Origin of the sequence: Streptomyces sp. ID05-26A (assembly GCF_033794685.1) — a bacterium.
Lineage (GTDB): Bacteria > Actinomycetota > Actinomycetes > Mycobacteriales > Pseudonocardiaceae > Lentzea.
On sequence record NZ_JARAYZ010000002.1, the window covers coordinates 705,990 to 724,297 of the forward strand.

Annotated in this window: 19 protein-coding genes and 1 pseudogene; 7 read left to right on the forward strand and 13 right to left on the reverse strand. The window is 70.6% G+C overall.

Annotated elements, in window-relative coordinates; all coding sequences use genetic code 11:
* Positions 1–419 precede the first annotated feature (419 nt).
* Genes PV646_RS18990 through PV646_RS19005 form a run of 4 tightly spaced genes read right to left on the reverse strand, consistent with a single transcriptional unit; the run spans position 420 to position 5,487 of the window.
* Entirely contained in the window at positions 420–1,943 is a 1,524-nt protein-coding gene (locus tag PV646_RS18990; protein WP_500343492.1) for a dipeptide ABC transporter ATP-binding protein, read from the reverse strand.
* Positions 1,944–1,948: 5 nt separating this feature from the next.
* Positions 1,949–2,785 carry an ABC transporter permease gene (locus PV646_RS18995; protein ID WP_500343493.1) on the reverse strand — a complete coding sequence of 279 codons (837 nt, stop codon included), beginning with the start codon at positions 2,783–2,785 and terminating at the stop codon, positions 1,949–1,951.
* Positions 2,782–3,726 (reverse strand): ABC transporter permease, encoded by a 945-nt coding sequence (locus tag PV646_RS19000; protein WP_500345033.1) that lies wholly within the window; start codon positions 3,724–3,726, stop codon positions 2,782–2,784. The genes PV646_RS18995 and PV646_RS19000 overlap by 4 nt, the downstream gene beginning before the upstream one ends.
* Positions 3,727–3,732: 6 nt before the next feature.
* The gene (locus PV646_RS19005) at positions 3,733–5,487 is read right to left on the reverse strand and encodes an ABC transporter substrate-binding protein (protein ID WP_500343494.1); all 1,755 of its coding nucleotides are present in this window, start codon (positions 5,485–5,487) and stop codon (positions 3,733–3,735) included.
* A gap of 53 nt (positions 5,488–5,540) precedes the next feature.
* Between PV646_RS19005 and PV646_RS19010 the strand changes: the two genes are divergently transcribed.
* Together PV646_RS19010 and PV646_RS19015 are read left to right on the forward strand one after the other, a co-directional pair.
* Complete coding sequence (locus PV646_RS19010) at positions 5,541–6,350, forward strand: M55 family metallopeptidase (RefSeq protein WP_500343495.1); 810 nt, start codon at positions 5,541–5,543, stop codon at positions 6,348–6,350.
* On the forward strand, positions 6,314–7,600 hold the full coding sequence (locus PV646_RS19015; protein ID WP_500343496.1) for a M20/M25/M40 family metallo-hydrolase: 1,287 nt from the start codon (positions 6,314–6,316) through the stop codon (positions 7,598–7,600). Before PV646_RS19010 ends, PV646_RS19015 begins: the two co-directional genes overlap by 37 nt.
* Positions 7,601–7,609: 9 nt before the next feature.
* Here the strand turns inward: PV646_RS19015 and PV646_RS19020 are convergent, their stop codons facing one another.
* The 4 genes from PV646_RS19020 to PV646_RS19035 all read right to left on the reverse strand — a co-directional run bounded on the left by PV646_RS19020 (position 7,610) and on the right by PV646_RS19035 (position 10,178).
* Entirely contained in the window at positions 7,610–8,185 is a 576-nt protein-coding gene (locus tag PV646_RS19020; RefSeq protein ID WP_500343497.1) for a pyridoxamine 5'-phosphate oxidase family protein, read from the reverse strand.
* A gap of 83 nt (positions 8,186–8,268) precedes the next feature.
* Positions 8,269–8,847, reverse strand: coding sequence for a DinB family protein (locus tag PV646_RS19025; protein WP_500343498.1), 579 nt, complete (start codon positions 8,845–8,847; stop codon positions 8,269–8,271).
* A 4-nt stretch (positions 8,848–8,851) separates the two neighbouring features.
* The gene (locus tag PV646_RS19030) at positions 8,852–9,442 is read right to left on the reverse strand and encodes a DinB family protein (protein ID WP_500343499.1); all 591 of its coding nucleotides are present in this window, start codon (positions 9,440–9,442) and stop codon (positions 8,852–8,854) included.
* 13 nt (positions 9,443–9,455) lie between these two features.
* Positions 9,456–10,178, reverse strand: coding sequence for a class I SAM-dependent methyltransferase (locus PV646_RS19035; RefSeq protein ID WP_500343500.1), 723 nt, complete (start codon positions 10,176–10,178; stop codon positions 9,456–9,458).
* 70 nt (positions 10,179–10,248) lie between these two features.
* On the opposite strand from PV646_RS19035, the gene PV646_RS19040 reads away from it, so the two are divergent.
* The 3 genes from PV646_RS19040 to PV646_RS19050 all read left to right on the forward strand — a co-directional run bounded on the left by PV646_RS19040 (position 10,249) and on the right by PV646_RS19050 (position 12,978).
* Positions 10,249–11,943 (forward strand): M14 family metallopeptidase, encoded by a 1,695-nt coding sequence (locus PV646_RS19040; protein WP_500343501.1) that lies wholly within the window; start codon positions 10,249–10,251, stop codon positions 11,941–11,943.
* Between the two features lie 129 nt (positions 11,944–12,072).
* Entirely contained in the window at positions 12,073–12,234 is a 162-nt protein-coding gene (locus PV646_RS19045) for a hypothetical protein (protein ID WP_500343502.1), read from the forward strand.
* A gap of 63 nt (positions 12,235–12,297) precedes the next feature.
* Complete coding sequence (locus tag PV646_RS19050) at positions 12,298–12,978, forward strand: hypothetical protein (protein ID WP_500343503.1); 681 nt, start codon at positions 12,298–12,300, stop codon at positions 12,976–12,978.
* 9 nt (positions 12,979–12,987) lie between these two features.
* On the opposite strand, the pseudogene PV646_RS19055 reads toward PV646_RS19050, so the two are convergent.
* Positions 12,988–13,819, reverse strand: a pseudogene (locus PV646_RS19055) (sulfite exporter TauE/SafE family protein).
* 248 nt (positions 13,820–14,067) lie between these two features.
* On the opposite strand from PV646_RS19055, the gene PV646_RS19060 reads away from it, so the two are divergent.
* Both PV646_RS19060 and PV646_RS19065 read left to right on the forward strand, forming a co-directional pair.
* Positions 14,068–14,517, forward strand: coding sequence for a hypothetical protein (locus PV646_RS19060; protein WP_500343504.1), 450 nt, complete (start codon positions 14,068–14,070; stop codon positions 14,515–14,517).
* Between the two features lie 82 nt (positions 14,518–14,599).
* On the forward strand, positions 14,600–15,364 hold the full coding sequence (locus tag PV646_RS19065) for an alpha/beta fold hydrolase (RefSeq protein WP_500343505.1): 765 nt from the start codon (positions 14,600–14,602) through the stop codon (positions 15,362–15,364).
* Positions 15,365–15,369: 5 nt separating this feature from the next.
* Here PV646_RS19065 and PV646_RS19070 read toward each other — a convergent pair whose 3' ends face one another.
* The 4 genes from PV646_RS19070 to PV646_RS19085 all read right to left on the reverse strand — a co-directional run bounded on the left by PV646_RS19070 (position 15,370) and on the right by PV646_RS19085 (position 18,291).
* Positions 15,370–15,924 (reverse strand): TetR/AcrR family transcriptional regulator, encoded by a 555-nt coding sequence (locus PV646_RS19070; RefSeq protein WP_500343506.1) that lies wholly within the window; start codon positions 15,922–15,924, stop codon positions 15,370–15,372.
* A gap of 14 nt (positions 15,925–15,938) precedes the next feature.
* Positions 15,939–17,018, reverse strand: coding sequence for an agmatine deiminase family protein (locus tag PV646_RS19075; RefSeq protein ID WP_500343507.1), 1,080 nt, complete (start codon positions 17,016–17,018; stop codon positions 15,939–15,941).
* Between the two features lie 76 nt (positions 17,019–17,094).
* Positions 17,095–17,883, reverse strand: a complete 789-nt coding sequence (locus PV646_RS19080) for a pentapeptide repeat-containing protein (protein ID WP_500343508.1) — start codon at positions 17,881–17,883, stop codon at positions 17,095–17,097.
* A gap of 6 nt (positions 17,884–17,889) precedes the next feature.
* Positions 17,890–18,291, reverse strand: coding sequence for a helix-turn-helix domain-containing protein (locus PV646_RS19085; RefSeq protein ID WP_500343509.1), 402 nt, complete (start codon positions 18,289–18,291; stop codon positions 17,890–17,892).
* Between the last annotated feature and the right edge of the window lie 17 nt (positions 18,292–18,308).

Genomic DNA, 18,308 nt, shown 5'->3' on the forward strand with positions numbered 1-18,308 from the left:
CATGTCCTCGCCGCGGTCGAACGCCGCGTCGACCTCCTCCGGGCGCACGGCGCCCATCAGCGCGGCGTCGTCGTGCCAGTCCATGCCGTCGCCGCGCATCGCCCGGTCCAGCAGGAACCGCTGCCGGCCGTCCGAGCGTTCCCCGGTGTGCTCCCAGTCCGCCGCCAGGTAACGCCACACCGCGGCGGTGTCGGCACGGGAGGTCGAGGCGAGGATGCGGCACAGCTCCAGCACGTGCTCCGGTTCGTTCGCCTGCGCGAGTTCACCCAGGACGCCGGGCGGGCGGCCCAGGTCGTGCCACGCCAGGTTCGCCAGCGCCGGCACCTCGTCGACGCGCACCCAGCCGTCGGCCCCGCCGCGCCCGATCTCGGCAGGCGTCAGCGAGGCCCGATAGCGGGCGTGTTCGATCGGGATCACTCTCAGACCTGGGGCACCGCGCGCAGCAACGCACGCGTGTAGTCGTGAGAGGGGGTGAGCAGGACCTGGTCCACGGAGCCTTGTTCCACGATTTTCCCCTGGTGCATCACCGCGACCCGGTCGGCGATCTGCCACGCCAGCCCTAGGTCGTGCGTGATGATCAATGAAGCAAGGCCCAGTTCGCGGCGCAACCGGAGCAGCAGCGCCACGACCTCCCCGCGCACCGAGGCGTCCAGCGACGCGACGGGCTCGTCGGCCACCAGCACACGGGGCTGCAGCACCAGTGCCCCGGCGATCACCACCCGCTGCTGCTGACCCCCGGACAGCTCGTGCGGCAGCGACTGCAGGTACAGGCTCGCCGGACGCAGCTCCGCCCGTTCCACAGCGGCCGTGACCAGCGCTTCCTCGTTTCCGGGGACGCCGTGCACGCGCAGTCCCTCGGCCACCGCGTCGAACACCCGGTGGCGTGGGTTCAGGGCGCTGGAAGGATCTTGGAGAACGAGCTGCACCTGGCGCCGGAACGCCTTGAGCGCCCGGCCCGTGCGCCCCACCTCGGCCCCGTCGAAGATCACCCGACCGGAGGACGGCGCCCGCAGCCCCATTATGGTACGAGCCAGTGTCGTTTTGCCGGATCCGGACTGGCCGACCAGCGCGACGATCTCGCCCCGCCCGATCGTCAGGTCGACCCCGTCGACCGCGCGCGTCCGCCCGTAGTCGACCACCAGGTCCCGGACCTGAAGCAACGGCTCCGGCGGCGGCGCGGGTTCCGCCCAGCGGTGCGCCGGGTCGCCGATCACCGGGAACGCCGCCGTCAGCGCCGCGGTGTGCGGATGGCGCGGGTTCGCGATCACCTCACGGGCCGGGCCGCGTTCCACCAGCTCACCGCGGTACATCACCGCCAGGTCGTCGCACGTCCGCGCCAGCACCGACAGGTCGTGACTGATCATCATCAGACCGAGGTCCTGCTCGGCGACCAGCCGCTTCATCAGCGCCAGCACCTGGGCCTGCACCACGACGTCGAGCGCCGTGGTCGGTTCGTCCGCGACGACCAGGCGCGGCCCGCACGCCAGCGCCATCGCGATCATCACCCGCTGCCTCTGCCCGCCTGAGAGCTCGTGCGGATAGGCCCGTGCCTTCTCGCGCCCCAGCTCGACCTGCTCCAGCAACTCGGCCACGCTGCCGCCGATGCCGTGCAGGCGCATCGGCTCGGCGATCTGGTCGCCGACGCGGTGCACCGGGTTGAGCGAGTGCATCGCGCCCTGGAACACGATCGACGCCGACGCCCACCGCACCGCCCGCAACCGGCCCCACGACATCGTCGCCACGTCGTCGCCGTCGAGCAGGACCTCGCCCCGCACCCGCGCCGCCTTGGGCAGCAGCCGCAGCACCGACATCGCCACCGTCGACTTGCCCGACCCCGACTCACCCGCCAGCCCCAGCGTCTGACCCGGTTCGAGGGTCAGGCTCACGTCGTTGACGACGCATTTCGATCCGTAGTGGACCGTGAGGTTCCTCAACTGCAGCAACGGGTTCACCTCTTCGGCGTCACAACGGCTTCGAGGGCGCGCCCGACGAGCGTGAACGCCAGCACCACGGCCACGATCGCCAGCCCCGGCGGCAGCAGGGACCACCACGCCTGCTGCGGCACCGCGCCGTGCAGCTGGGCCTGGTGCAGCAGCGCGCCCCACGAGATCCGCGTCGGGTCGCCCAGGCCGAGGAACGCCAGCGTCGACTCGGCCACGATCGCCGACGCCACCGCCAGGGTCGCGTTGACCAGCACCAGCGGCACCACCGACGGCAGCACGTGCCGTCCGATCACGTGCGCGTGGCCACCGCCCAGAGCGCGTGCGCGTTCCACGAACGGCCGGGCCTCGATCGTCAGCGTCTGCGCCCGCACCATCCGCGCCGTCGACGGCCAGCTCGTCAGCCCGATCGCGAGGATGATGGTGCCCAGCCCGCGCGGCAGCACCGTCGACAGCGCGATCGCCAGCACCAGCGCCGGCAGCACCAGGAAGAAGTCCGTGACGCGTAGCAGCGCGCCCGCGAACAGCCCGCCGAAGTGACCGCTCAGCACACCCACGAGCGTGCCGATTCCGACCGAGAGCACCGCCGCCGTGAGCCCGACGAACAACGACGTGCCCGTGCCCTGCGCCATCAGCACCGCCACCGACCGTCCGGTGTGGTCGGTGCCCAGCCAGTGGTCGGCGCCCGGCGGCTGCCACGCCGCCGCCGTGACACGGGTGACGTCCAGGGCGTCCGGCGAGATCAGCAGGGGCGCGAGCAGGGCGGTCACCGCGGCCGCGGCCAGCACCGCCGCGCCGGCCGTCCCGGCTCGCTGCGCCCGCAACCCGGTCCTCAACGTGTTCATACGACCTTCACCCGTGGATCGAGGACCCCGTGCAGCAGGTCGGCCAGCAGGTTCATCACCACGACCGCGCCCGCCGTCACCACCAGCAGCCCCTGCAACAGGAAGTAGTCCGGCCCGGTCAGCGCGTCGTAGAACAACAGGCCCAGCCCCGGCCAGGAGAACACCGTCTCCGTCGTGATCGCACCGGCCACGACCAGCCCGAACCGCAGGAACACCAGCGTGATCGCCGGCAGCACCGCGTTCGGCACCGCGTGACGGCGTCGCACCAGGTCGTCGCGCAGGCCCTTGGCGCGCGCGGTCGTCAGGTAGGGGGCGTGCATCTCCTCGAGCAACGACGACCGCATCACCAGCGCGTACTCCGCGCACACCACCGCGACCAGCGTCACCGACGGCAGCACCAGGTGATGGCCGACGTCGAGGGCCTGGGAGACGAGGTCCGGCGCCGTGTCCGTGTCGCGCATGCCCCGCGACGGGAACAGGTCGCCCGTCACCATCATCAGCAGCATGCCGAGCCAGAACGTCGGCACCGCCCACAACGTCAGCGACACCCCCGTCGTGACCCGGTCGAACGCCGAGTCACGACGCCACGCCGCCCGCACCCCGAGCCACAGCCCCAGCAGCACCGCGATCAGCGTCGCCGTCCCGACCAGCAGCAGCGTCGGCCCCAGCCGTTCGAGGATCACGTCGGAGACGGGGCGGCGGAACGTGAACGACGTCCCCAGATCGCCCTGCAGCAGCGAGGTGAGGTAGCTCCAGAACTGCTCGTGCAGCGGACGGTCCAGGCCGAACTGCGCGCGCAGTTCGGCCTGCATCGCCGCGGTGGTCGGACGGCCCCGCGTCATCGAGACCACGGGGTCGCCCGGCACCACCCGGAACAGGAAGAAACCCAGCACCGCCACCATCAGCAGGCTGAGCGCGGCACCACCGAACCGACCGGCCAGACGCACCTACTCGCGCTCCCCCGCCGTGACCCTGCGCCGCCGCACGTAGACCACGATCGCCAGCGTCATCGCCGCGATCGCCGCCGCGAACGCCGCGAGCCCGCCCGTCCCGCGCGAGGCCGAGGCGACCTGCCCGGCGGGTTCGGCGCCGTAGTAGCCCCACATGCCGTTCTGCGCCATGATCACGCCGCCCTGCGCGGGCTGCGTCGTGAACGTGGCGAAGTGGTCGGAGCGGTAGCCCTCCAGCGCGTTCTCGTAGGCGAGCACGATCGCGGGCACCTGGTCGTAGAAGCGGGCCTGCATCTGCTTGACGATCTCGACGCGCTTGGCCTCGTCGAACTCCGAGAGCTGCTGGGCGTAGAGCTTGTCGTAGGTCTCGTCGCAGAAGTAGGTGTCGGTGGTGCCGCCCTTGCCGTCCGCGCCCGGTCGTTGCGCGCAGGTGTGCAGGCTCAGCACGAAGTCCGGGTCGATGTTGGTCGACCAGCCCGAGAACGCCAGGTCGTAGGTGGCGGCGGTGGTGGACTCGTTGAGCTGGTTGTCCGACACCAGGCGCACGTCGAGCGGGATGCCGATGTCGCCCAGCGACCGCTTGAGGTACTCGCTGGCCTGCTCGTCGTAGGCACGGCCGGCGCGGCCGAGCAGCCGCAGCGGGAAGCGCGTGCCGTCGGCGGCCCTCGGAAGTCCGGCGGCGTCCAGGGCCGCGTTCGCCGCGGCGGGGTCGAACTTGCGCAGCTCCGAGGCGCTGGGCTGCCAGTGGTACTTGGCGAACACCGGCGGCACGAGCCCCGCGCCCTTCTCCGCGTACCCGAGGTTCACCCGTGCGATCAGCGCGTCGAGGTCGATGGCCTGCGCGATCGCGCGGCGCACCCGCACGTCGCGCAGCACCGGGCTGCCGTCGCCGATCGCCTCGCCGGTACGGGTCTGCGCGCCGGGGTTGATCATCAGCTCGGTGAAGCGGCGGCCCTGCGCCTTGTTGCGGGTCACGCCCGCCTTGCCCTGCAGGGAGTCGAACTGGGCCGGCGCCATCCGGTTGACCAGGTCGACCTCGCCCTTGCCCAGCGCCTGCACCGCGGCGTCGGAGTTCTGGAAGTACACGAAGTGCAGCTCGTCGAACTTCGCCGCGCCGCGCCAGTAGTCCTTGTTGGTCCTGAGCTTGATGAACTGGCCCGGCACGTGCTCGGACAGCACGAACGGCCCGGACCCCACGACGGGCATCCGGTCGTTGGCGTAGTCCTTGATGCTGCCGGCCTTCTCCCACACGTGTTTCGGCACGATCGGGACGTCCAGCGCGAGCATCGTCACCTGCGGCGCCTTGGTCCTGATGACCACGGTCCGGTCGTCGGTGGCGGTGACGGAGGAGAAGTTCGTGACGAAGCTGCCGTTCGCGGTCCGGGCGATCTCGTCGGTCATCATCAGGGTGAAGGTGAACGCGACGTCGCGGGCGGTGACCGGCGCGCCGTCGGACCACTTCTTGCCCTCGGGGACCGTGAAGGTCCACGTCAGCTTGTCCGCGGAGGGTTCCCACCTGTTCGCCAGGCCCTCGGTCACCGACTGGTCCGACGCGGAGTACGCGGTCAGGTAGTCGTACATCAACCGGCCGACCTCGGTGCTCGACTGGAACACCGCGAGGAACGGGTTCATCGAGTCGATCTGCTGCACGATCGCGACCTTCAGGATCACCGGCTGCTGCGCCGATGCCGGAGGCGCCGAAAGCCCCAAAGTCGTTGCTATGGCAAGCAACGCGCACAACTTCACCCGCACGAAAACCCCTCTTCCCCAGCAGCCCACCGCTAACTTACCGAGATGTGCGGATCATGATCTCGGCGGACATGGAAGGCGCGACCGGAGTCACCTGGACCGGGGACGTACTCCCCGGTACCGAGCAGTGGCAACGGTTCCGGCGCCTGTTCACAGCAGACGTCAACGCGTGCGTCACCGGCCTGGTCGCGGGCGGAGCGGAGCAGGTGGTCGTCAACGAGGCGCATTCCTCGCAACGCAACCTCCTGCTCGAAGACCTCCACGCCGCGGCACGCCTGCTCACCGGCCGGCACAAGCCGTTGTCGATGATGCAAGGTATCGACTCCGATGTGGACGGAGTGGTGTTTCTCGGCTACCACACCGGTGCGGGCGCGCGCGGCGTGCTCGCGCACACCTACCTGGAGAACTCGATCACCGGCGTGTGGCTCGACGGCGTGCCCGCCTCCGAGGGCCGGCTCAACGCCGCGCTGGCCGCCGAGCACGGCGTTCCCGTGCTGCTCGTGACCGGTGACGACCTCACGTGCGAAGACGCCGCCTCCTACGCCGCCGCGGCGTGGACGGTGGCCGTCAAGGAGTGCGTGTCGCGGTACGCGGCCGTGTGCCTGCCACCAGCGGTGACTTCTTCACAGATCACAGAAGCGGCCACCGCCGCCATGGCCTCCGCGGGACGCGTCACCGGTGGCGTGGCGCCGCACCGCGTCGATGACCGAGGCGATGAAGGCGTTCAAGGTCGTCACGCACATCGCGGCCGGGGCGATCGAGGACGTCTACGGCTGACACCGCAGGCCTGTGACGATTCCACGTCACACGTCCGGATACGGTGGCATTCATGCCGCTGGACGTCGCGCAGGTGTGCGCACAGCTGATCCGTTTCGACACCACCAACCGCGGCGGTGGCGACTCCGCCGGTGAACGGGAGGCCGCCGAGCACGTCGCGGCCCTCCTGCACGACAACGGCGTGCCCGCCACGCTGCTCGAACCGGCCCCGCGGCGCACCAACGTCCTCGCACGCGTGCACGGCACCGACCCGTCGCTGCCCGCCGTGCTGGTCCAGTCGCACCTCGACGTCGTGCCCGCCGACCCCGCCGAGTGGAGCTTCGACCCGTTCGCCGGGGAGATCCGCGACGGGTTCGTGCACGGCCGGGGCGCGGTGGACATGAAGGACATGGCCGCGATGACGCTGACCGTGCTCAGCCGCTGGCACGCTGAGGGCCGCCGGCCGCGCCGCGACGTGGTGCTGGCGTTCGTCGCCGACGAGGAGGACCAAGGCGCCTACGGGGCGCACTGGCTCGTGGAGCACCACGCCGCCCACTTCGCCGGGGTGCAGGCGGCGATCAGCGAGTCCGGCGCGTTCTCCTACGACGTCGACGGCGTGCGGCTCTACCCGATCGGCACCGCCGAGCGCGGCACGTCGCACATGAGGCTCACCGCCACCGGCCGCGCCGGGCACGGGTCGCGGCGCAACGACCAGAACGCCGTCACCGCGCTGGTCACCACCCTGGGCCGGATCGCGGCGCACCAGCACCCCGTGCGGCTCACCCCGACCGTCGAGGCGTTCCTCGTGGGCGCCGGCAAGGCCCTGGGCGTCGAGGTCGACCTCGACGACGTCGACGGCACGCTCGCCAGGCTCGGCCCCGCGGCGAAGCTCGTGGAGAACACCGTGCGCTGCTCGACCACGCCGACGATGCTGCAGGCCGGCTACAAGGTCAACGTCATCCCCGGCACCGCCACCGCCCACCTCGACGTCCGCACCCTGCCCGGCACCGTCGACGAGCTCGTCGCCACGATCGACTCGCTGCTGACCGACGGCGTGAGCCGCGCGTTCCTCGAGCACCAGCCGCCCGTCGAGGCCCCGATCGACACGCCCTGGTTCACCGCCATGGCCGACGCGCTGCGCGACGAGGACCCTGCCGCGGCCGTCGTCCCGTACTGCCTGGGCGGCGGCACCGACGCCAAGGCGTTCAGCCAGCTGGGCATCCACTGCTACGGGTTCTCACCGCTGCGGCTGCCTGAGGGCTTCGACTACCGGGCGATGGCGCACGGCGTCGACGAACGCGTGCCCGTGGAAGGCCTGGAGTTCGGCGTGCGCGTCCTGGACCGCTTCCTGTCGAGCTGACAGGCCCTCTCAGCGGGGTGGCAACGGCAGCTCCACCGCGGGCAGGCCGTCGATGCTCGCGATGTTGTACGGCTTGTTGTTCGTGTACTCGCGGAATTCCTCGTCGGTCTTGCGGCCGAAGTGCTGGGCGTGCAGATCGCGCTCGCTGCGGTAGTCCATGAACGGCACCGCGAACCCGCACGTGTCGCTGATCAGCTCCGCGCGCACCACGATCACCGCCCGCACCGCCGGCCCGTCCGCCTCCCCGAAGCCCGCCACCAGCCCGGCGAAGCGCGGGTCGTCGCGGAACACCGGCTCACCGCGGCCGTGCACGCGCACGATGTTCGGCGCCCCCTCGAACGCACACCACATCAACGTCACGCGCCCGTTCTCCCGCAGATGCGCGATCGTCTCGGCGTGACTGCCACCGAAGTCCAGGTAGGCCACCGTGCGGTCGTCGAGGATCCGCAGCGTCCCCTGCCGGCCCTTGGGCGAGAGGTTGACGTGCCCGTCACCCGCCAGCGGAGCCGTGGCCACGAAGAACACCTTCTGGTTCTCGATGAACTCCCACAGCCGCGGCACGATCCGCTCGTATTCCTTACCCATGCTCAGCAGTATTGATCGCCTCGCGGAACCTTGTCAGCCGTCTTTCCCAGGTGGTGAACCAGCCCTGGTGGCACCGATCGTGGTCACGCCGTGCCCGACGCCTTGCGCGCCTCCTGCTCCACCCGGTCCCGGTAGGCCTGCCAGTCCTGCTCGGGCAGGTTCGAGGTGCCCGAACGCAGCCCCGCCACGCCGTCGAGGCCCTCGCGCAGGATGTCCGCGTGCCCGGCGTGCCGGTTCACCTCCGCGATCTGGTGCACGAGCAGCAGGTGCAACGTCACGTACTTGCGCTCCTCGGGCCACCACGGCACGACCCCCGGCGCGTCCAGCGGCAGTTCCTCGATGCTCGTGTCGGCGAACGCCGTCGCCCGCGCGAACAACCCGAGCACGTCCTCCCGAGACTCCCCGGCCGTGGCGAACATGTCCGAGTTCGGGTCGGCGTCCACGTCGAAGGGCAGCTTCTCGGGGAACGGGCGGCCCAGGCAGTCGCCGAAGTAGCCCGCCTCGACCCCGGCCAGGTGCTTGACCAGGCCCAGCAGGTTCGTGCCCGTCGGCGTCAACGGACGCCGCACGTCGTACTCCGACAGGCCGTCGAGCTTCCACAACAGCGCGTCGCGGGCGGCCTTCAGGTAGCGGTGCAGGTCGGCTTTCGGGTCAGAGGCCATGCCCTCACCCTCGCAGAGCCGGGTCGGTGGCGGCGGCGATTTCCTCCAGCCGGGCGTGGTGCCCCGCCCACCAGGACGCGTCCACCTCCGGCATGTTCGTGTTGCCGTCCTGCATGCCCACCGCGCCGTCGACCAGCTCCCGCACCACGTCCGCGTGCCCGGCGTGACGGTGCAACTCGACGATCACGTCCAGCAGCGCCTCCCGCAACGACACCGCGCGCCGGCTCTCCGACCACCACGGCACCACCCCCGGCGCGTCCACCGGCAACGCCGCGATCGTCTCGTCTGCGTAGGCCCGCACCCGCCCGTAGAAGGCGACGACCGACTCCCGCGACTCACCGGGGTCGGCGTACATGTCCGAGGCCGGTAACGCCTGCGCTGTGGACCACAGCGGCGCGTCGGGGAAGGGACGGCCGAACACGCGGCCGAAGTAGTTGAGCTCCACCCCGGCCGCGTGCTTCACCAGGCCCAGCAGGTTCGTGCCCGTCGGCGTCAACGGGCGCCGCACGTCGTACTCCGACAGGCCGTCGAGCTTCCACAACAACGCGTCGCGGGCCTCGTTCAGATACCGGTGCAGCAGTGCCTTCTCGTCCACGTCGAGAAGCGTCTCAGACGGCACCGACAGTCTTGAGCACCAGCAGGTCGAGGTGATCCATCACCGGTCCGGACTCGACCGCGGCCGCCGCCAGCAACCGCGCCCGGCCCTCCTCGAACTCCCGCGCCGACAGCGACCTCAGCAGCGTGTCCGCCTCCTGCCGCAGCGTCGAAGCCTTGGCCGCCAACGACGACGCCGTCACCTGAGGCACCGCCTCCAGCCGGTCCACGGCGAACCCCATGCCGTCCGCGACCTCGCCGACCGTCGGGAACCCGGACAGCGCCCGCACCGCCTCGGGGAAGAACCGGAACACCCCGATCCCGTGATGCCGTTCGCGGAACAACGACCGCAGCACCACCACCCCGCCTGGACGCAGCACCCGCCGCAGCTCCACTCCGGCGGCGGGCAGATCGCGCACGTGGTGCACGACCGTCGACATCCACACCACGTCCACCGACGCGTCCGGCAACGGGATCGCGCCCGCGTCACCGGTGAGCATCTCCAGCCCTGACGCACGCCTCATGTCCGCGGACGGTTCCACCGCCACCACGGACACCTCCGGGAACCACGCCCCGAACGCGCGCACGAACAACCCCGTCCCGGCCCCCAGGTCCAGCACCGCGCGTCCCGGCGCGAAATACGGTGCCACCGCGTCCCTCCACGACGACAACCCCTCGAGCGAAACCTCGCGGGCCACCCGGTACGAGGTGGCCTCCTCACCGTCGTAGCGCGCCATCCCACCAGCTAACGCCATACGGATGGCGGGATGACAGTGAGGCTTCACACGCACTAAACATCGGGGAGCCATGTCCTGCCGTGGTACGAAAGGGTTGCCCTGCATGCGAAAGAGCCATCTCAGACCCCTGATCGGGGTCACCGTCGCCGCGAGCGTCGTGTTCGCCATGGGAGGCGTGCCCACCGGCGCGGCCCCCGGCGCTCAGGAAACGTCGACGAACTACCAGGTCAGCAACGTTCGCACCGCTGAACAGCGCACCAAGCTCGCCAAGTCCGGTGCCGCCATCGACTCGGTCGAGGAGCACGGCATCGTCGTGATCACCGCGACCGCGCGCGAGGCCAAGAACCTGAAGGCACAGGGGTTCGAGGTCACCGAGCTGCCCAAGCGGATGGAGGCGAGCTCGGCCATCGGCCCGTTCGACTTCCCCGCGGCGGACTCGAACTACCACAACTACGCCGAGATGACGACGGCGATCAACAACGCCGTCGCGGCGTACCCGAACCTGATCAGCAAGCAGGTCATCGGCAAGACCTACGAGAACCGCGACATCCTCGCCCTCAAGATCAGCGACAACGTCGCGGCCGACGAGAACGAGCCCGAGGTGCTGTTCACCGCGCACCAGCACGCGCGTGAGCACCTCACCGTCGAGATGGCGCTGTACCTGATCAACCAGTTCACGAGCCAGTACGCGTCCGACGCGCGCATCAAGGGCCTCGTGGACACCCGCGAGATCTGGATCATCCCGGACGTCAACCCCGACGGCGGCGAGTACGACATCGCGACCGGCACCTACCGGTCGTGGCGCAAGAACCGGCAGCCCAACGCCGGTTCGGCCAACGTCGGCACCGACCTCAACCGCAACTGGAACTACAAGTGGGGCTGCTGCGGCGGTTCCAGCGGCAGCACCGGTTCGGACACCTACCGCGGGCCGAACGCGGAGTCCGCGCCCGAGGTGAAGGTCGTGGCCGACTTCGTGCGCGGCCGCAACGTCGGCGGCAAGCAGCAGATCACCGCGTCCATCGACTTCCACACCTACAGCGAGCTCATCCTGTGGCCGTGGGGCTGGACCTACGACGACGTCGCACCGGGCCTGACCCAGGACCAGCGCGACACGTTCGCCACCATCGGCCAGTCGATGGCGTCGACGAACAACTACACGCCCGAGCAGTCCAGTGACCTCTACATCACCGACGGGTCGATCCCGGACTGGCTGTGGGGCACGCAGGGCATCTTCGCCTACACCTTCGAGATGTACCCCGGCAGCGCCGGCGGTGGCGGCTTCTACCCGCCCGACGAGGTGATCCCGGCGCAGACCGCCCGCAACAAGGAGGCCGTGCTGCAGCTGCTCGACCGCGCCGACTGCCCGTACGAGGCGATCGGCAAGGAAGCGCAGTACTGCGGCGTGAACCCGCCGGACCCCGGTGGCAAGTTCTTCGAGAACGCCGCCGACTTCCAGATCAGGGACAACACGACGATCAACTCCCCGATCACCTCGTCCGGGCTCACGGGCAACGCCCCGTCGACGCTCAAGGTCGCCGTGGACATCAAGCACACCTACCAGGGCGACCTGAAGGTGGACCTGGTAGCTCCGGACGGCACGGTGTACGTGCTGCACAACCGCTCCGGCGGCGGCACGGACAACATCAACACCACCTACACCGTCAACGCCTCCAGCGAGGCCGCCAACGGCACGTGGCAGCTGAGGGTCAACGACAACGCCAACCAGGACACCGGGTTCCTCGACAAGTGGAGCCTGCAGTTCTGAGGTGAGCCGTCAGGGCGCCGGTGCGCCGGCGCCCTGACGGTCGTAGTCCTGCACGCGCATCGAGTCGTGCATCCGCAGGCCCTGCGAGTCGAGCTTGGCCGCGGCCGCACCATCCACGACGGCAACGACGTGAGCACCTGCGCGCCTCGCGTCAGCCCCCACACGCCCAGCCGCGCGGTGCTCGCGTTCGGCGGCATGCAGGACTGCACCATGCAGTTCCCCGACGCCCCGTTCGGCGGACTGCGGGCCACGACCGTCACCGCCGCGAGCGCCGCACTGGGGATCGACTGACCCCATCGGGGATCCTGATCGAGGCCGCCGGCAGTGTCAGACCCCGTCGCTACCGTGATCGGCATGGGCCCACTCGTGAGCACGCACCCCGTCGACCTCGAACACCGGCGAAGCCTCGCCCAGCTCGCGCTGGGCGGCGCGCTGCTGTTCCTGCTGCCGCTGATCGCGATGCTGTTCGTCGACCTCGACGGCCTGGAGTACGCCGGTCTGCTCTTCCTGCTGCCCTTCACACCACTGGCGTTGATCGCGGCGCTGGGGCTGAGACCGGGGGCCCGCGTCCCGGAGACCTATGAGTTGCACGAAGGCGGCATCGCGCAGGTCAAGGGCGGGGTGCGGCGGTCGTGGACGTGGGAGCGGGTACAGGCCGTCCGGATGCAGACGTCCGGCCGGCCCTCGGGCGAGGTGGTGCGGTGCAGCGTCCAGTTCGACGACGGCGTGACGCTGGGGCTGGGCAACTCCGCGGCCGACTTCCCCGCCCTCCTGGCCGCGCTCGGTGAGCACTGCCAGGAGGCCATCCGCAGACCATTACGTCCCCACAGCCTGCGGCGGTCGGTCCTCGGCCTGAGCGCGGTCACCGTGGTGGGCGCGGGGGTGGCGACCTGGGCGGTGCTGCGGGTCTTCGCTGTCGCCGACGAGACCGGCGGCACCCAGTTCGGGCTGGCCATGCTCGCGGTCGTGAGCGCGGTGCCGGCGGTCTTCGGCGCGGTCCTGCTGGTCACGACGGTCGTCACGAACCGGCGCTGACCAGCGGGCTCATACCTTCTCGGTCTGCTCGCTCTCCACGTCGCGGGTCGCGCGGTACTGCTGGATCGAGTACGCCAGCGCCGCCGCCCACACCACGTAGATCAGCCCGTAGATCGGCCACTTCACCGCGTCGCTCGCGTCGATCCAGTCACTGCGCAGCAGGGTGCGGACGTTGGTCAGGATGATCACGCCACCGACCGCGGAGCCCAGCACGCGCGGCGGGATGTGCCGGACCAGCCACGCCGCGATCGGCGCCGCGATGAGGCCACCGGCGAGCAGCGCCAGCACCCAGGAGTAGTTCACGCCCTCGTTGCCGATGCCGACGATGAAACCGACGCTCGCCGCCACCGCGACGAGGAACTCGCTGGTGTCGATCGACCCGATCGTCTTGCGAGGCTCCAACCGGCCGCTGGCGAGGATCGCCGGGGTGCCGACCGGGCCCCAGCCACCGCCACCGGTCGAGTCGACGAACCCGGCGACCAGGCCCAGCGGCGCGAGGAACCTCTTGCGCAGCGGCTTGCCAAGGGGTGGTCTTGGGCAGCCCGAACGTCGTGAACCGGATCAGCACGTACAGGCCGAGAGCGAGGAGCACCAGTGACATGACCGGGGCCGCGACCTCGGTCGACAGGCTCGACAGGAACGTCGCGCCGGCGAACGCGCCCACCGCGCCCGGGATGCCGATCTTCGCGACGACCTTCCAGTCGACGTTGCCGAAGCGCCAGTGCGAGAACCCGGACGCCAGCGTCGTGCCGATCTCGGCGAGGTGCACCGTCGCCGACGCCGCGGCGGGGTTCGTGCCGATCGCCAGCAGCAGCGTCGTCGAGGTGACGCCGTACGCCATGCCCAGGCTGCCGTCGACGAGCTTGGGCACCGAGGCCCACCAACGCGAGGAGGAGCAGTTGTCGCATGGCGGCGTCCAATCCGTCGCGGGGGCAGGTGATGGTCATCATCCGCAGCCGGACAAGATCAGCCAACGGTGACCACATGCCGGACCCTTGGCCACCAAGGCTTGCCAAACCCGGCGGACGCGCGTTAAAAGCCGCCGTTCGGTCGCTGTCGATCCGCGCCGGGAAGGACGAACATCACGCGGTGCCCCTCCGCCGCGCCTGGGTGCTGCCGCTGACACCGACCGCCGTCGTGCTCCTGCTCGCGATCGCCCTCGTCCCGGTCACCGGCTCCCACGAAGCCTGGCTGCTCGCCGTCCCGATCACCGCCGTGCTGCTCGCGACAGCCGTCGCGGCCGCCGCCGGCACGATCTCGAGCGACCCCGCCGAGCACCCCTGGCCGATGGCCGTCGCCACCGGCGCGATCACCGCCGCCACCCCGTTCACGGTCGGCGGCCTGCTGGGCGGGCCGGTACCACCGCTGGTCGTCCTGCCCTGGCTGGTCTTCGGCCTCGGCGCCGGCTACTGGCAGCTGCACCTGTGCGAGGGAGCGCGATCACGCCCCCTGCACGCCGCCATAGGATTCAGCTACACCTTCGTGTTCACCGCCGTGACGCTGCTGCTCGCAGTGGTGTCCGCGCGGCTCGTTGACTAGATGAGAACGGACTCTCGAAACCGCTCTCGGCCCGTCTGAGCGCGAGGTAGGGTCCGGAAACCGATTAACCGCCGGGAGAGACATGCGCGCCGTCGAGATCAGACCTGGGGTCCGGATCCGCTGGGTCGAAGTGCCGGGTGCCACACCGGCACGCGTCTACCTGCACGGACTGGGCGCCTCGTCGGCGCCCTACTACGCCGAGGCAGTCGCGCACCCGCTGCTGTCCGGACGCCGCAGCCTCATGCTGGACCTGCTCGGCTTCGGCATCAGCGACCGCCCCGCGGGCTTCGCCTACTCACTCGAGGGCCACGCCGACGCCCTCGCCGTCGCGCTCGCGAAGATCGGCCTGCGCCGCTGCGAGATCATCGGCCACAGCATGGGCGGCGCCGTCGCCATCGTGCTCGCCGCACGCCACCCCGAGATGGTGCGCTCGCTCGTGCTCGTCGACCCCAACATCGACCCCACCACCCCCTCGCTCGGCGCCCCCGGCAGCCGGGGCATCGCCGCCTACGGCGAGGCGGACTTCCTCAGCCACGGCTTCGACCGCGTGCTGCGCGACGTGGGCCCGCACTGGGCCGCCACCATGCGCATGGCAGGCCGCGAAGCCCTCTACCGCAGCGCCGTCGACCTCGTTCGCGGCACGTCCCCGACGATGCGCAAACTGTTGCTGGAACTGGAGATCCCGCGCGTCCTGCTGCACCCCGAGGACGCCCCGCCCGGCGGCGGCCGCGAACTCTCCGGAGCCGGTGTGCAGCTCGTCTCCGTGCCGAACACCGGCCACAACATCATGATCGACAACGTGGAGGGCTTCGCCCGCGCCGTCGCCCAGCAGCGCCTGTCGGTCTAGTCGGTCTAGTCGGTCTGGCCGAGTTCGCGGGCGATCGCGCCGGCCAGCAGTTCCCGCGCCCGCCGCAGGGTCAGCGAGCCGCTGTGCCAGCGCTCGCTCAGCCCCTCGACGAGCGCGGTGAGCCGTTCGGCGGCCGCCGCCGCGTCGAGCTCCGGGTTCACCTGCCGCACCAGGGTTTCGACGTCGGCGTTCCACGCCTCGGTGGCCGTGCGCAACGTCGCGCGCAGCTCCTCGTGGAACGCCGCGCTGGCCCGCAGCTCACCCCACGCGACGCTGGTCTCCCGCACCACCGCGTCGTCCTGCAGCTCACCCAGGAGCATCTGCTCGACCCGCACGCGCGGGTCGTCGGACCCGGCGCCGTCGGTGTAGGACTGCGCGCGCTGGTTCACGTGCTCCAGTGCGGCCCGCAGGATCCCGGCACGGTCCTTGAAGTGGTAGTAGATCAACGCCGTGGACACCCCGGCCTCGGCCGCGAGCTTCTCGACGCGCAGCCCGCGCACACCGTCCTGCGCGATCACCCGCACCGCGGCCTCGAGCATCTGGGTCCTGCGCTCCGACACGGGCGCCCTCCTCACTACTGGCGTTCCTGCTGTTGGGGTTCCTGCTGGGTGGTGCAGTGGATGCCGCCACCGCCCGACGCGATGCCGTCGATGTTGATCTGCACCACCGTACGTCCGGGGAACAGCCGCTCCATCGTCGCCTTCGCCGCGGCGTCCGCCCGCCGGTCACCGAACTCCGGCCCGACCACCGCGCCGTTGCACACGTAGAAGTTGATGTACCCGGCCGCGAAGTCCTCATCACGCACCCGCACCGTCTCCGGCCCCTCCATCACCTCCACCCGCAGCGGCCTTCCCGCCGCGTCCGTGGCCCCGCGCAGGATCTCCAGGTGGCGGCGCGTCACGTCGTAGTCGAACGACTCGGGGTCGTTGTCCAGTCCCGCCACCACCACACCGGGCCCGGCGAAGCGCGCGTAGAAGTCCGTGTGGCCGTCGGTGATGTCGCGCCCGGCGATGCCCGGCAGCCAGATCACCTTCCTGATCCCCAGCAGGTGCGCGAGCTCGGCCTCGACGTCGCTCTTCTTCCAGCCCCGGTTGCGGTTGCCGTTGAGCACACAGCTCTCGGTGATGATCGCCGTGCCCTCACCGTCGACCTCCAGCGCCCCACCCTCGAGCACCAGATCCGTGCGCACCCGCTCGGCACCGGCCTGGCCGGCGACGAACCCCGCGATCTTCGCGTCCCGGCGGTGCTCCTGCTTGCCGCCCCAGCCGTTGAAGTTGAAGTCGACCGCGCCGCCGCCGCGCACGAAGACCGGTCCGGTGTCGCGCATCCACAGGTCGTCGAGCTCCGAGGTCACCAGCTCGACCCCTGGCATCAACGACCTCGCCAGTTCCAGGTCCTCGGCCCGCACCAACATCGACACCGGTTCGAACCGGGCGATCGTGGTCGCGATCGTGGCCTGGTCACGCCGCACCTGGGGCAGCAGGTCCCGGCCCCAGATCCGCTCGCTGGCCGCGAACGCCATCCACGTCCGCCGGTGCGGCTGCCCCTCCTCGGGCATGACCCACGACTTCTCGCCGCCGGTCTCGCGTCCACAGCCGGCGAGCAGACCGCTGAGGGCCGCTGCCGCCGACTGCACGAAGTTGCGCCTGTTCATACCCCACGGTAACCCTGACTGAATTTTCAGTCAAACCGAAACCGCTGGTAGAGCCGTCACACCTACGGGGGAAGTGTCAGCGGCGCCGGGTGGGCTGGGCCGTCCAGTGCGCGGGCCGGGACAACGCCTCGGGCAGCTTCGTCCTCGCGTTGCCACGCGCCGCGTTGACCTGCGGCTGGGTCAGGAACAGGCACGTGCTCAGATCCGCGCCCGACAGGTCCGCACCGCGCAGATCGGCGCCGATCATGTCCGCCCGTGACAGGTCGGAGTTCGTGAGATCCGCGCCGATCAGGTATGCGCCGCGGAAGTCCGCGCTGCTCAGGTTCTTGTTGCGCAGCCGTGCGCCGATCAGGTCCGCGCCCCGGTAGGACTTCGCGCTGGTCCGCAGCCGTTCGCTGGTGCGCAGCAGCAGGACGTTCACCTTCGCCCTGATCTCCGCGACGTCGAGCGCGAGGATGCCGTCCGGCGTCGCGACGGTGTGCTGCTCGACGTCGGCGTAGGCCTCGGCGAGGTCGTCGTGCGGGTCCAGGCGGCGTGCCTCGGCGAGGTACCAGAGCAGTTCGTGCAGTTGCCGGACGACCGGGAACACCGCGAACATCTTCTGCCGCTCGGCGGTGCGCCAGTCGACGCCGGCGAACACCGTCTGCGACACGCGCTGGCCCGCGCCGAAGCAGTCGTAGACCGTGCAGCCGGCATAGCCCTTCTGCCGCAGCTGGTCGTGGATGCCGCAGGAGTGGTCGGCCAGCAGGTTCCGGCAGGGTGTGCCCGCGTCCTTGGTGGCCGCGAAGTCCGCCGACCTGGCGAACGGCAGCGCGACGCAGCACAACCCGAAACAGTTGGCGCAGTCGCCTTTCAGCTCGTCCATCGCCGGTCAGCCTACTGGGTTCCCGGCGCGCAACCTGACCTCCGCCGTCACGGCCACGGCGTCCGCGGGTCGCGTGCCCCGGTCGCGGTAGCGGAACAGCAGCCGCCGGATCGACGCGCCGATCTCCGCCATCTCGTCCGGGGTCACGTGGATGAGCGTGGTGACCGCGTCGTCCACCGGCTCCTCGTCGGTCTCCCACCGCAGCTGCCACGGGCGTGCCTTGCCGCCCTGGTGCGGCGCCTCCTCGATCAACCCCAGCTCAGCGAGTTGCCGCAGGTGGAACGAGCACAACCCCGAGCTCTGCCCGAGTCGTGCGGCGGCCTGGGTCGAGGTCAACGTGCCGTGCTCGGCCAGCAGGTCGAGCAACGCGAGGCGCACGGGGTGGTCCGGGAGCGGGCGTCGGGACATGACGGCCACCCTACCGA

Coding starts and splice junctions, on each gene's coding strand:
- PV646_RS18995 (WP_500343493.1), bottom strand. CDS start 2,785: ATGAACACGTTGAGGACCGGGTTGCGGGCGCAGCGAGCCGGGACGGCC.
- PV646_RS19010 (WP_500343495.1), top strand. CDS start 5,541: ATGATCTCGGCGGACATGGAAGGCGCGACCGGAGTCACCTGGACCGGG.
- PV646_RS19015 (WP_500343496.1), top strand. CDS start 6,314: ATGCCGCTGGACGTCGCGCAGGTGTGCGCACAGCTGATCCGTTTCGAC.
- PV646_RS19020 (WP_500343497.1), bottom strand. CDS start 8,185: ATGGGTAAGGAATACGAGCGGATCGTGCCGCGGCTGTGGGAGTTCATC.
- PV646_RS19025 (WP_500343498.1), bottom strand. CDS start 8,847: ATGGCCTCTGACCCGAAAGCCGACCTGCACCGCTACCTGAAGGCCGCC.
- PV646_RS19035 (WP_500343500.1), bottom strand. CDS start 10,178: ATGGCGCGCTACGACGGTGAGGAGGCCACCTCGTACCGGGTGGCCCGC.
- PV646_RS19040 (WP_500343501.1), top strand. CDS start 10,249: ATGTCCTGCCGTGGTACGAAAGGGTTGCCCTGCATGCGAAAGAGCCAT.
- PV646_RS19050 (WP_500343503.1), top strand. CDS start 12,298: ATGGGCCCACTCGTGAGCACGCACCCCGTCGACCTCGAACACCGGCGA.
- PV646_RS19065 (WP_500343505.1), top strand. CDS start 14,600: ATGCGCGCCGTCGAGATCAGACCTGGGGTCCGGATCCGCTGGGTCGAA.
- PV646_RS19075 (WP_500343507.1), bottom strand. CDS start 17,018: ATGAACAGGCGCAACTTCGTGCAGTCGGCGGCAGCGGCCCTCAGCGGT.
- PV646_RS19080 (WP_500343508.1), bottom strand. CDS start 17,883: ATGGACGAGCTGAAAGGCGACTGCGCCAACTGTTTCGGGTTGTGCTGC.
- PV646_RS19085 (WP_500343509.1), bottom strand. CDS start 18,291: ATGTCCCGACGCCCGCTCCCGGACCACCCCGTGCGCCTCGCGTTGCTC.